The organism is Calidifontibacillus erzurumensis, assembly GCF_013303125.1.
GTDB classification, from domain to species: domain Bacteria; phylum Bacillota; class Bacilli; order Bacillales; family Bacillaceae_J; genus Calidifontibacillus; species Calidifontibacillus erzurumensis.
The window spans coordinates 59,464-73,652 of sequence record NZ_JABTTE010000020.1; the positions used below are offsets into that span (position 1 = coordinate 59,464).

At 33.9% G+C, this 14,189-nt stretch carries 10 protein-coding genes and 1 pseudogene; 3 read left to right on the forward strand and 8 right to left on the reverse strand.

The window, feature by feature from the left end; genetic code table 11:
* Positions 1-266: 266 nt before the first annotated feature.
* Positions 267-1,466, reverse strand: a complete 1,200-nt coding sequence (locus HR057_RS13315) for an O-antigen ligase family protein (RefSeq protein ID WP_173731935.1) — start codon at positions 1,464-1,466, stop codon at positions 267-269.
* A gap of 130 nt (positions 1,467-1,596) precedes the next feature.
* Between HR057_RS13315 and HR057_RS13320 the strand changes: the two are divergent.
* A pseudogene (locus HR057_RS13320) lies at positions 1,597-2,529 on the forward strand (transposase); the annotation flags it as partial.
* 66 nt (positions 2,530-2,595) lie between these two features.
* Here HR057_RS13320 and HR057_RS13325 read toward each other — a convergent pair.
* From HR057_RS13325 to HR057_RS13355, 7 genes are all read right to left on the reverse strand, one after another.
* A complete protein-coding gene (locus HR057_RS13325) occupies positions 2,596-3,705 on the reverse strand; it encodes a glycosyltransferase family 1 protein (RefSeq protein WP_173731936.1) in 1,110 nt (369 codons plus the stop codon).
* Positions 3,706-3,948: 243 nt separating this feature from the next.
* Positions 3,949-5,076 carry a glycosyltransferase family 4 protein gene (locus HR057_RS13330; protein ID WP_173731937.1) on the reverse strand — a complete coding sequence of 376 codons (1,128 nt, stop codon included), beginning with the start codon at positions 5,074-5,076 and terminating at the stop codon, positions 3,949-3,951.
* A gap of 588 nt (positions 5,077-5,664) precedes the next feature.
* Positions 5,665-6,348 (reverse strand): acetyltransferase, encoded by a 684-nt coding sequence (locus HR057_RS13335; RefSeq protein WP_173731938.1) that lies wholly within the window; start codon positions 6,346-6,348, stop codon positions 5,665-5,667.
* Positions 6,349-6,410: 62 nt separating this feature from the next.
* Positions 6,411-7,061, reverse strand: a complete 651-nt coding sequence (locus tag HR057_RS13340; RefSeq protein ID WP_173731939.1) for a sugar transferase — start codon at positions 7,059-7,061, stop codon at positions 6,411-6,413.
* On the reverse strand, positions 7,058-8,176 hold the full coding sequence (locus HR057_RS13345; RefSeq protein ID WP_173731940.1) for a DegT/DnrJ/EryC1/StrS family aminotransferase: 1,119 nt from the start codon (positions 8,174-8,176) through the stop codon (positions 7,058-7,060). The genes HR057_RS13340 and HR057_RS13345 overlap by 4 nt, the downstream gene beginning before the upstream one ends.
* 97 nt (positions 8,177-8,273) lie before the next feature.
* Complete coding sequence (gene galU, locus HR057_RS13350; RefSeq protein ID WP_173731941.1) at positions 8,274-9,164, reverse strand: UTP--glucose-1-phosphate uridylyltransferase GalU; 891 nt, start codon at positions 9,162-9,164, stop codon at positions 8,274-8,276.
* 158 nt (positions 9,165-9,322) lie between these two features.
* Positions 9,323-11,152 carry a polysaccharide biosynthesis protein gene (locus tag HR057_RS13355; protein WP_173731942.1) on the reverse strand — a complete coding sequence of 610 codons (1,830 nt, stop codon included), beginning with the start codon at positions 11,150-11,152 and terminating at the stop codon, positions 9,323-9,325.
* Between the two features lie 1,144 nt (positions 11,153-12,296).
* Between HR057_RS13355 and HR057_RS13360 the strand changes: the two genes are divergently transcribed.
* Positions 12,297-13,019 (forward strand): YveK family protein, encoded by a 723-nt coding sequence (locus tag HR057_RS13360; protein ID WP_173731943.1) that lies wholly within the window; start codon positions 12,297-12,299, stop codon positions 13,017-13,019.
* Positions 13,020-13,039: 20 nt separating this feature from the next.
* On the forward strand, positions 13,040-13,750 hold the full coding sequence (locus HR057_RS13365; protein ID WP_173731944.1) for a CpsD/CapB family tyrosine-protein kinase: 711 nt from the start codon (positions 13,040-13,042) through the stop codon (positions 13,748-13,750).
* Positions 13,751-14,189 lie beyond the last annotated feature (439 nt).

The window sequence follows — 14,189 nt, forward strand, 5'->3', positions numbered from 1 at the left end:
ATATTCGCACCTTTATTCACTTGAATATGAAGCCTCCGCAGGCATGATTTCTTGCAAAGAGGACAAGCCACATTTACATTAGGACTTTGCAAAACAACTAAAGCCTATCATGCCCACTACTCCTTGTAAAGCGTAGTATATACAAAAAATTATGCATAACCTTAATTGCCAAACAGTACAAATATTAATTTCCATAAACAAAGAAAACCTTTCAACGAAATTTAAGAAAACTAAAAAAGATTCTATTAATACTTTTTTTAAAACTTTCATGCATTTATTTTCTTAACATTTCTATATCTTGGTTTAAATATTTCTTTTATATCTCTATTATTATCCTCTGAGTTAATAATCATTATAATTAACATAATTGGTATCCAAAAGCTATATGATCTTCCTGACTCAACCATAGAATTAACAAATGCTGTTACTAAAAAAGAAAATAATATAAAATTATTTTTTGACTTTATAACTATAATGAATAAAATTAATAGCATTAGTACAGAACCTATTATCCCTGTTGACACAAGTAAATCTATATATAAATTATGTGATCCATAGTCATTTCCAGTTTTTTCCCAATAATATGTGTAACCACTTCCGAAAATAATATTATTCTTTGCTAAATCAAAAGCTTGTTTCCAAAGAATATCTCTACTATTTAATTCGTAGGAAGAAAAATTAAATAGTCTATCCCCAATGTTTTGAGGCAAAATATTATATACCAACAGTACTAATATACATACAAAAAAAATTAAAGACACTATTTTTGTTATATTAATTTTTATTGAATAATACTTAATATAATGAATGATTATTAACAGTGTCCCTAAAAATAAAGATAAAAATCCTCCTCTAGACATGCTATAGAAAATTGGATACAACAAAATGCACATAAGAATAATATGTTTTATTTTATTTCTATTACTACTTAAGTTTATTTTATGAAAACCTATTAGTATGGCTGGAACGGTAATATATGATATTCCATTAGCATTAATAGTAGTATTAAAATATTTTATTTCCGTTCTATACATAGCACTCATCGCTGTAATATCTGGATTGGAAACCAATATACAAAATGCAAAAAAAACACTTCCCATGTAAATTGAATTAATAATTACTTCTAAATCTTTTCTCGAAAATTTTAAAGTTGATAGAATTAATATTATAATTAAAGGTAACAATGTTGAAGCAAATGGTATGAAACTTCTAAATGAAATATTCATTAAAAAAACTATTGAATAATATACTACTGAAATCGTTACTATTACAGAAATTAAATTAATTTTTAATTTACTATTTTGTAATATTAAAATAAAAGTCAATAATATTATTAAAATTGGTTTATACATGTTAGTAATTGTATTTGGAAAAAGATATAAACTACTAATAGCTAAGAAAAAAAATATACTTAATATCTTTGCTTTTAAGGAAGATCTCTCTACCACTTGAATATTATTAATCATTCTTAATCTCCTATAATTCATAATTTTATTTTTATTTGGTACACAAAGATACTCAATTTTTATCAACTAATTTTTCCATCATATACCTCTACATATTGTATTAAATTAGTTATTTCAATTATTTGTTTAACAGTGGATGCTTCATTGTGTGGAACACACTGCTAAAAATGAGAATTAACCCATTTTTATTTCAACCAACTATAGGATTTGCCAAAAAACAAGGCCTTCGCCACAGGCAAGGCACACGTCATTCAAGGATGTGATTGACATTATTCTCACGCTGATAAAAAGTCGACCTAGAGACATTCTCTCGTTTGTCTCATGGTTCATATTATGTCCCAAGCCTTCCCCTTTTCCCTTCCACCTCTATGATAAAGCAAGTGGGAAAAGCAAATGATCTTGAGATAGAGATGTTTTCTTCTTTTAATGTACATCAACTCGTTTATGTGGTAATTGACTCTTGGTATCCATCGCAGACACTAGTCGATTCTTGCCTAAAAAAAGGGATTCCACGTGATCGCAATGCTCAAGACAAATTAAATTCTTTATCTGAAAGGAAGCCATCAGCGAAGAAATTGGCATAATACATCGAACCGAAAGACACTCACCTCGTCACGAGGGAGAAGAGCGTTATCGTATGTATCCTATGAAGGAGCTTTCAAAGGTCCTTGATGATGCCGTGATACAGCTCACGTGAAAAGCTGATCAACCGATGATGTCTGAACATCTTCACTGTATTTTGAGTACCGATCGGGAACTGAGGGACGAAGACATCTTACGCTACTATACAGAGCGTTGGTCGATCGAATGCTTTTTCCGAGAAGCGAAAGACCAGCTAAAGCTCGATGGGTGCCGCATTCGAGAGCATCGAGCGGTGGAACGCTACTGGATCTTAGTGCAGCTAGCTTATGTGTATAGCATGTTCGAGGCCAACAGCGATTTTTCTAGTGGACTCGATCTCTTACGCAAAAAGAAAGGACATAGCCTTGTAGAGTTTATTTATCGTGCAGCAAAGCAAAATATTCCCATTGATGCCGTAAAAAAACAGCTCCATGTGGCATAAGGGATAAACTGTTGCTTTTATTATGGTAAATTTTTCACTAAAATAGCTCAACTACAGTAATATAGTTTATATTTTACTGATGTAAAATAATTCTAACCATTTAGCAGTATCACTAATATCATATCCACTTACTTTTATTTCTTCAAACGTACTTTTTCGTTCATAGCTATTCATATATTTTAATACTTCTTTAGACCAATGTTTTGCTGATAAGTCTAATGACAGTTGTTCTACTAAATCAGTAACTATTACTTCATTAGTTATTCTATCTGAAATTATACAACGAAGTCCTGTAGCTTGAGCTTCAACAAGGGTAACTGGTAGACCTTCATACAAAGAAGGAAACAAAAATACATCCATTGCTTGTAATAATTCTGGAATATCTGATCGAACCCCTGTAAAAATTACACGATCGGTTAAACCTAATTTATTAACCTTTTTCTCAATGACTGGATGTAAATCACCATTTCCTACCAACATTAAAACGGCATTTTGATTTAATTCACATACTTCTTTAAAAACATCAATTAAAAATGAATGATTTTTGGGAGTATTAAACCTTCCAACATGGCCAATAACAAATTTATCCTCAATTTGAAACTCTTTTCTCTTAATTTGTCTGATGTTTTCATTAAAAATAAATTGTTTTGCTTCAATAGCATTTTTCATCAAATAAAAATTATCCTGTTCACAAGCTCTCTTTCCAAATAACCATTCTCCAGCTGCATATGAGCATGCAAATAAATAGTCAGCAATATATCGCAATGGAAATTGCAATACATTTTTTACAACCGAAGGAAATCCACTTCCAGAAGATGTACTATGACTATGTGCAATTGTTACTAATCCAAATTTTTTTGCTATTTTTAAATAAATAGATCCCGTACTTACAACATGTCCGTGAATAATCTTGTACTCTGGGTGGTTTTTAAAGAAATGGTACCACTTTTTCTTATAGAGTAAATGGTTTTTACCTTTATATGAAGGTATCCGAAAAATTCTGCCTCCTAATTCATGAATTTCATCATCATATGCACAATGATCTTCGGTGTGAACGATAAAATCAAACTGTATATTGGAACGGTCAATATTTCGGTATAGATTCATAATCATTGTTTCTGCTCCGCCTCTATTCATATTGGCAAAGACTTGTAGTATTCTGATAGGCTTTGACATTTACAAATTCCCCTTATAAAATTCATTTGTAACTAATACCACACTATAGCTTATTTTAGCTTACACTTCAGCATTTTTTTTGATTGATATTATATGCAGGTATGTTTGTATTTCTTCAATACTAGTGGTTGGCTATTCATCATGATTTATAAAACAAATTTCGTAATCACTACCACATAGACCATCGGATTTTCCTTTAAGTCCAACCCATTGAAATAAAAAGACTTTTTTATCCCAAGGTTATTAAGTAATACCTTTAGCATTACATCCCTCTAAATAAACTTTTTCCATTTCTTCTATTACATTTTGCAATTCTAAATGCTGTACATATTTTCTATTAAACTTTCCAAAAAGATCTATCAATGAACATTTATTATAAAATTTCTGAATAGAATCCCCATATCCTTCCACATTGCCTGGATTTATTAAAAAACCTCCGTGTCCATCTTTTATCAAATCTCTATTCCCTCTTATATCTGAACAAACCACTGGTAGCCCACAAGCCATTGCTTCCATTAGTGCAACTGATAATCCTTCTCTAAAGGAAGGAAATACAAATATATCTGATGCTTTACATATTTCAATTATATCCTTTCGGAAGCCTAACAATTTTACTTGGTTATCTAGGTTCATATCAAAAATTAATTTTTTCAAATAACTTTCCAATGGTCCTTGACCACATATTACATAAAAAATATCTGGATTCTTTAATTTTGCAATTGCCTTGATTACTGTTTCATGATTTTTATTTATATTCAACTCTCCTACAGAAAGTAATAAAAATGCATCTTCGGGAACCCCTAACTCTTTCCTTTTAGCTTGCTTATCTATTACCACTTCTTGAATTTTCTTTGTATCAAGGCCAACTCCAGGCACATATTCTATTCGTTTAGCTTTAAAGGAAGATTTTGCCCTTTCATAGTCTTCTTTATTTATAGTAATTAAGATATCTGTAAACTTAGATAGCCATTTTTCAACTGGGTAGTAGAGCAACCAATTTTTTAATGGGGCTCCTTTGTAAAAATGAAAGCCATGTGCTGTGTAAACCACTTTTACATTTTTCATATTCCGACAAGCTAGCCTAACACAAGCAGAAGCAACCGGTGTATGTGTTGAGATAAGATCATACTTTTCACTTATAATTAGATTTTTTAACCTCTTGTAAGCTGAAATATTTTTTCTACTCACAGGAGATCTTTGAAATTCGATATTATGAACTTTACAACCCATTTCCAAGATTTCTGGTTTAACATCTTGAACAATATTAAAAGCAACGTCCACTTGATGCCCATGGTCTCTTAACATCTTAATATGTGGGATTAGAAATGCATTTACTGTATTAGAAATTGTTGTAACAAATAATATCTTCAAATTTAACTCCCCAGTCTAATATCAGTACTATCTTAATCTACCTTCCTCAACGGTACACCAATAAAATTCCTGATTCTTATATACCTTTTTAAAAGTACCCTCAAAATTCATAACACTAATTTTTTATTTTAATACTTTTATTTCGTTATACTTCATCATATAAACACCTTCATCATAGGTTCCAATCTGATCAATGTTCTTAATTCCATTTAAATTATTTATTATCATCTTCGGTACGTTTACCCCACATTCATATGAATGTGGTTAGTCTCCACCAAATCTCAGGTTTACCTCTGAAATATGATACCTACTATTAAAAATATCAATGCTATCTTTAAATCCTGCTTATTACAATTTTTTTTAATTAATTTTATAAACTCTTGTTTGGTAAAAATACCCATAAGCTCATTAGTAATGATATCGATATAAACATCTCCACCAATTTTAGGTCCTTCCATAAACTCTTGAATAATTTAATATTTAAATCGACTAAACATTAAATTTATATCTTCTTTATTTAAACGACTTTTTAAATCGGGTTCCATATAACAATAAAAAATTTTTTATCTCTCCATACAAGCAATACACTTAACTATTTTTTCTCAACAATTTCGCTGGATTTCCTATATAAACAGAATATGGAACATTAATATCCTTAGTAACAACAGCTCCAGCTCCAATTGTGACATTGTTCGTTATCTTAACATTTGGTAATATAGCAGCACCAAGTCCTATAAAAGAGCATTCTCCAAAATCAACAAAACCACCAAAATTAACACCTGGTGATACCTGTGAAAAATCATGTAAAGTTACATCGTGAGCAATAGTTGCTAATTTATTAATTATTACATGATTATTTATTATTGCTTCAGGATCAACTACAGTACCAGGTAAAATAATGCAACCTCTACCAATTTTAGAAAGAGGGGAAATAATGGCCCTATTGCTTATTATTGAACGATAATTCAGTTTCGGATTTTCATCCACTATTTTTTTCCTAATACTATTATTTGCTATAGCAACAACAAATGATACATCTTTTTTTTCACTTAAAGAGTCTATTAAACTAATTGGACCAAGTACTGGAATATTTAGAATCCTAGTATCATGTTTACTAATATCATCGTCCAGGATCCCTATATTATTCGGAACACATTCTTTATTCTGAAGTATGCAGTCCACTGTAAGCTTACCTAAACTACCTGCTCCTATAACAATAATTTTTTCTCCTGGTAAACTTTGGTCCCACCATTTTCTTAAATTATTGTACATATTTCAACCTCTACAATCGTCGATATTTCAAAAAATTATTGTGCCTTTTTATGGTTAAAAAATTAGTTTTTATGTAAAAAATCCATTTTGTTAGTTCCTGTAAATCGTTCCATGGTAACATTTTCATTGCGATTAATATTTTCTCTTTTAAAAACTTTAATAACTGTTTGAAACAAAATTTTCATGTCTAATAAAAAATTAACATGGTCTACATAATATATATCTTTATTAAATTTTTCTTCCCATGAAATTGCATTTCTACCATTCACTTGAGCATACCCTGTAATACCTGGTCTAACATGATGTCTACGTGATTGCTCTTCATTATAAAGTGGCAAATACTCCACTAATAATGGTCTGGGACCAACTAAACTCATATCTCCTTTTAATACATTTATAAATTCAGGTAATTCATCTAATGATGTTGAACGTAATATTTTTCCAAATTTGGTTAGTCTCAGATGATTGGGGAGCAGTTTCCCATTTTCATCTCGTTCATCAGTCATCGTACGAAATTTATACATAGTAAAAATCTTCTCATTCAACCCCGGTCTTTCTTGCTTAAATATGACTGGACTACCCAATTTCACTCTTACAAGCATGGCCACAAGCAAAAAAACTGGGCTTAGAACGATGATAGCCAATAGTGACAAAACGATATCCATTGGCCTTTTGACAAATCTTCTATAAAATCCTCCTTTAGAAGACTTCATTTCTTTAACCACAACCCCTTAATAATCTTACAAACCCGCTCCAAATCTTCATCTTTCATTTTTGTATCACTAGGTAAGCAAACCCCATTTGTAAACAATGTTTCTGCAACATTTGAACCTATAAAATCATATTTTTCAAAAAACGGCTGCATATGCATAGGCTTCCAAACTGGCCTTGATTCAATATTTTCATTTTCAAGGGCAATCATTACATCAAGTGGCTTAACTGGCCCCTCTAATGTCATACAACTTAACCAAAAATTAGGTTTATTCCACTCATTGACTGGCATGAATGTAACACCTTCAAGCTCTCCAAGCTCTCTTTTATAAAACTCAAAAATGTACTTTTTCTTGGCAACACGGTCATCCAATACTTTCAATTGTCCACGACCGATCCCAGCGACCACATTACTCATGCGATAATTATATCCAAGTTCACTATGCTGATAATGCCTAGCAGGATCTCTTGATTGCGTCGCCCAAAACCGAACTTTCGCAATCCTCTCTTCATTATCAGAAATAAGCATTCCACCGCCAGATGTCGTTATGATCTTGTTCCCATTAAAAGAGAAAATGCCATAATCACCGATCGTCCCTGTATGTTTTCCTTTATAATATGTACCTAAAGACTCAGCAGCATCTTCAATTACAGGAACACCGTGCTTCCTGCAAATCTCCATAATTGGATCCATATCTGCAGATAGACCGTATAAATGAACTACAAGAACCGCCTTCACATTCGAATACTTCTCAAACGCTTCTTCCAGTGCTTTCGGACACATATTCCATGTTTGAAAATCACTATCTATAAAAACAGGAGTTGCATGTTGATAAATGATAGGATTTGCCGTCGCAGAAAACGTAAGCGTCGGACAAAAAACAATATCCCCTTCACCAACACCAGCTGCTTTCAGCGCAAGATGGATAGCTGCTGTCCCGGACGAAAGCGCTGCAGCTGCCTTCGCACCAACTTTTGATGCCAACTCTTTCTCAAACCCATTCACATTTTCACCAAGAGGCGCAATCCAGTTCGTATCAAATGCTTCTTTTATATATTGCATCTCATAACCTTCATCACTCATATGAGGTGAGGAGAGATAGATCCTTTCAGCCATAATCTAGAACATCCTTCCTTTTTGGTTGATTAGGTTGATAGTTGGACTAGGATAGTTTTGATTAGACCAAAAATGCTCACTAACCAACTACCTACTACTAACCAACGATCTCCAACTCTACTACTTCACGCAAATACCGTAAAACATCTTCCCGCAAATCATCCCGCTCGAGTGCAAAGTCAATCGTAGCTTTAATAAATCCGAACTTATCCCCAACATCATGGCGCTTTCCTTCAAATTGGTAAGCTAAGATAATTTGCTGTTCATTCAAAAGCTTGATGGCATCCGTCAATTGAATCTCACCGCCAGCACCAGGTTTCACTTGATCAAACAAATAGAAAATCTCAGGTCGTAAAATATAACGTCCCATAATTGCAAAATTTGACGGTGCTTCTTCCTGCTTTGGCTTTTCCACTAAATCATCAATCCGATACACACCTTTTTCAATTTCCCCCCCGGCAGTCGAAATAATACCGTACTTTGACACATCTTCAACCGGCACTTGCTGCACGCCGATAACAGATGAATTAAACCTTTCATACACATCCATCAACTGCCGTAACGCTGGTTTTCCTTGCGACTGAACAATATCATCACCTAAAAGCACCGCAAACGGTTCATCGCCAATAAAACGGCTTGCACAATAAATTGCATGCCCCAAACCTTTTGGCTCTTTCTGACGAATATAATGAATGTTTGCGAGATTGCTAATACTTTGTATTTCCTGAAGTAAGTCCCATTTCTCTTTCTTCGCAAGCGTTTCTTCTAATTCATAAGACTTATCAAAATGATCCTCAATGGCTCGCTTCCCTCGGCCTGTCACAATAATAATATCCTCAATCCCTGAAGCGACTGCTTCTTCGATAATATATTGAATGGTCGGTTTATCAACGATCGGCAACATTTCTTTCGGCTGTGCTTTCGTCGCTGGCAAAAACCGCGTCCCTAACCCAGCAGCAGGAATAATGGCCTTGCGAATCTTTTTCATCTAACAACCTCCTGAAAAATTATTTTTGTCCTTTAGAGGTTTTAGTTTGTTGATTAGAATTTGCTCTTTACACGACTGCTACCAAAATCGGATCTCAAAAAAGCACTGAACAACCCCCCTAACCAACAAACCAACTAACGCCTATTAAAAACTAAACTTTAAACAACTGTCGAACTAGCCATCAAATAAGCTTCATCGCCCTCTTTATTATTCGCCACCCTAAGCAGGTACTCCCGAATATCTTCTTCAGTCATTTGCTCGTAATGTTCCATAAAATAATCGAGCACTTTCCGTTCAATTAACAGAGCTTTTCCAATATAAATTTTTGGAAAAATCTGTTCTTGATGTATTTCATTTTCATTCAAGAGTTCTTCATACATTTTTTCTCCAGGGCGAAGCCCAGTGAATGCAATACCTATCTCATCAACACTATAACCTGACAATTTAATTAAATTTTTTGCTAAATCGACAATCTTCACCGGCTCTCCCATATCAAGAACGAAAATTTCACCACCGCGAGCAAGAGCACCCGCTTGAATAACTAGCCTTGACGCTTCCGGAATCGTCATAAAATAGCGAGTGATATTCGGATGTGTTACCGTCACCGGACCCCCCGCTTGAATTTGCTTTTTAAAGAGTGGTATGACACTTCCACGACTGCCGAGCACATTACCAAACCGCACCGCTACAAATTTCGTCTTGCTTTCCTTTGCCATCTGTTGAATAATAAGCTCCGCAAAACGTTTCGTAGCTCCCATCACATTCGTCGGATTGACCGCTTTATCAGAAGAAATCAACACAAATGTATCGACACCGAACATATCAGAAGCTTCTGCAACATTTTTCGTCCCAAAAATATTGTTTTTCACCGCTTCAACCGGATTATATTCCATTAACGGTACATGCTTATGAGCAGCAGCATGATAGACAACATCCGGCCGGTATTTTTCGATCACTGCAAACATTCGCTTCCGGTCTTGAATGTCGCCAATTACAGGAATAATCTCAATTTTATCTTTATAAAGCTCCCTGAGCTCCATATCTATTGAATAAATGCTATTTTCCCCGTGACCGACAAGAATTAGCTGTTTTGGTGAAAATTTACATACTTGCCGGCAAATTTCCGAACCAATTGAGCCGCCTGCGCCTGTCACAAGAACCGTTTTTCCGCTCAATGTTCCTGCAATGCTTTCCGTATCAAGTTGTACAGGCTCACGGCCTAGCAAATCTTCCACCTCGACATCACGAAACTGATTGACAGACACTTTTCCTAACATTAAATCTTCAATCATCGGCAAAATTTGCGTTCTTGCCCTCGTTTTACTGCATTCTAGGAAAATTTTATTTAGTTCTTTTTTACTTAACGAAGGAATAGCGATAACAATATTCGATATTTCTTTTTCTTCTACAATTTTTTCAATACATTCAATACCGCCCAGTACTGGAACTCCCAAAATTTCCAAATGGTGCTTCCGAACATCATCGTCTACAAATGCCACCGGTAAAAGCTCCGCGTCATGACTCTTCAACAATTGCCTGACAACCATTGTCCCTGCGCTGCCCGCACCAACAATTAGAGTCCGCTTTTTATCTCCCATCTTCTTCACAAAAGTATCACGATATAGACGCCACGAAAAGCGCGCCCCGCCAATTAACAACAAATGGAGCATCCACGTGATTACAAGTGCCCGAAAATAAACATCATGGAACAATACAAACTGCACAAAACCAGCAAATATAATCGTCAGCGTAATAGCCTGAAAAAGACTAAAAAGCTCTCTGACACTAGCATACTGCCAAACTTTCCTGTACAGTTTATAAATAAATGCAAAAATATGGTGACCGATTAATAGCGATATGGACGTCACGATCATAAATTGCGTAAAAAGTTGTTTCGTATTCAAGATATACTGACTAATGAAAATTGCCGTTAATACAATAAATGAATCCAATCCGACCAAACAATAAAGCCTTTTTTGATAAGTCAACGCTATTCCCCCACATTCAAAAATTTCTTCTAAAAGAATGACCAAACGAACAAAAAAATAAAGATTCTAGATCGATCATTCCAAACGAAATAACCCATCTAGAATCTTTATTAGTGATAGGTTGGGAGGTTGTACTTTTAGTTTGTAGAAAGAGATTTGATACTTAATGATTTTTAATTCCATCACTTCTGCAATTAGTAGAATAGGTGGATTGTAGTTTAAAGGAAGGGAAATACTTTTATTCGTACAGCGAGGTAACTACCTCATTCAGTAATGCTTGTCCTCACACAACTAGCTATTCACTTGAGAATCAGCCTGAAAAGATCGCGTTTAACTATGTAGCAATATGTATCTTACTTTCTTTAAATACTATGGAAACTACAATAAATTTCACGCCTAAAAAAACTAACGAACCAGCTTTATACAATAAATATCAAACTATCCAACTACCAAACAATTAAACTAAACAAAAATCGGGGCATCGAACCCCCCCTCACATCACACCCTCGACGACCTGCGTCTAAGGTAAGATTTACCTTACCCACAGCGTGACCGAGTGCCTCCATTGATAATGGTAAGGAGACATCACCAATATACAAACAACACACAGCAATAGAACATTGCTGTGCATAAACAAACTACCAAACCAACTTACAAAAGGACTAATTTTTCGGCAATTTACCTTATTATCCGATAGTCCAACTTACCAATTTTCCAGGCTTTTCAACTAACAACTAACCTACCAAAGTCTTTATTTTTTTCCAAAAATATCACAATATCTGAATTTTATTTTACTTATTTTGCCGTTTTTGGTCAATAAGTTCTAATGAAATCCGTCACATCAAGTCGGATAGTCTTAATTTACGCTAGTTTTTGTCAATAGTTTTATAAAGGGTACCAGTAAGTACCAATTATTAATACATTTTTAGGATAATTTTGTAGAAAATTGTCGAATTATAAAGAAATATGACTACTAACTTAGGATTACCTACCTATTTTATTTCCACTATTAACCTAGTAAAAGTACCAGTTAGATTATCATAAAATAGGTTTTTTGTAGAAAACTGTAAAAATGTCATTTATAATTACTGTTAAAGTGGTATAATAGCAACTAGTTTTGACAAATTTTGATGGGGGAAAACAAATGAAAGACACGATCGAGGAAATTAGTTTAGTGGAGATTTTTCAACTATTGAAAAAAAGGCTGTGGTTATTGATTTCAATAACAGCTCTAGCAGCCATTATTAGCGGTCTTGTTAGCTATTTTCTCTTAACACCAATCTATCAAGCTTCTACACAACTTTTAGTCAATCAATCAAAAAATGAACAAATGGTCTATAACGTAAATGATATTCAAACAAATATTCAACTTATTAATACATACAATGTCATCATGAAAAGCCCAGTAATTCTTGAAAAAGTCGCTGAAGAATTGAATCTTAACCGTTCCTATGGACAACTGAATGGACAAATTACTGTTGGCAGTGAAAAAAATTCACAAGTAATTTCGATCACTGTTCAAGATGCTGACCCTAAGCTAGCAGCCGATATTGCCAATATTACAGCTTCTGTTTTCCAGCGGGAAATTAAAAATATTATGAATGTCGACAACGTGAGCATTTTGGCTAAAGCAGAAGTTAGCGACCATCCAACACCTATTAAACCGAAGCCGCTATTAAATATTGCAATCGCCATTGTTGTCGGCTTAATGGTTGGAGTCGGAATTGCCTTTTTACTTGAGTATTTAGACAAGACAATTAAAACGGAACAAGATCTTGCTCGCGTGTTAGATCTTCCAATATTAGGAACTGTCACTGTCATTCAAGATCATGCGGAATTAAAAAAAAGAAAAAAGGCTTACAATTGATATAAAGATTGGAAGTGAAAATGTTGAAGCTTAGACGAACAAAAAAAACAAAATTTAGCAGCGTAAAAAACCGTAGCTTGATTACTCACTATGATAAAAAATCACCAATCTCTGAACAATATCGGACAATTCGAACGAATATTGAATTTGCCTCCATTGATCAAAATATAAAGAAAATCGTTGTAACATCTGCTAGTCCTAGCGAAGGAAAATCAACAACTGTTGCCAATCTAGCCGTTGTTTTTGCCCAACAAGGGAAAAACGTGCTATTAATCGATGGCGATTTACGCAAGCCAACGATCCATTATACATTCCAACTAGATAATACGGTTGGGCTTACAAATGTCCTAACTGGAAAAGCCAAATTAGAAGAAGCGGTCAAACATTCACAAGTGGAAAATTTAGATATTTTAACAAGCGGTCCAATCCCACCAAATCCAGCAGAAATGGTAGGATCTGAGGCGATGAAACGATTGTTGGAAGATGCAGCAGTGCAATATGACATGATCTTCATCGACTCACCTCCAGTTCTTGCTGTTACCGACTCTCAACTTCTTTCAAATATAGCTGACGGTATCATTCTCGTTATAAGAAGCGGTCAAACAGAATATGAAATGGCTATTAAAGCCGCTGAATTATTGAAAAACACGAAAGCAAAACTATTGGGCACGATCTTAAATGGAAAAGACCTTAAACATCATCATTATTATTACTATTATGGACATAAGTAAATAATCCTGCTTCTCTCACAACCTCATTGTTCTTCGTTTTCAGGTAATTTCCCAGCCTGAAAATGAAGAACTGCTACCAAACTAATTCATTACTAAGGCCTCAGATTGTTTCTAGCAAAATGAAAGAAGATTAATCTAAGACTTCGATGGAATTATTGAAAATACAACCATTCACTTTCTCACAAAATGATACTGTAAAACTCAAAATACTGATTCTTAATAATTAACAAATGTAAAAAAATGGTTTATAATTAAGGGTACATTTGTTACTTCCTTACTAGATGCATTTTTGCAAAAATCCCTTTATTATAACTTTTAATAATGTTATTTCTAACAATTCGATTTCAATGATAGAAGCAAAAATAGCTAGACCTACACAAGAAGAAATACTTTGGATATGACAGAAAATGATAGTGTGAATGAATTTTAGCTTTCTTAG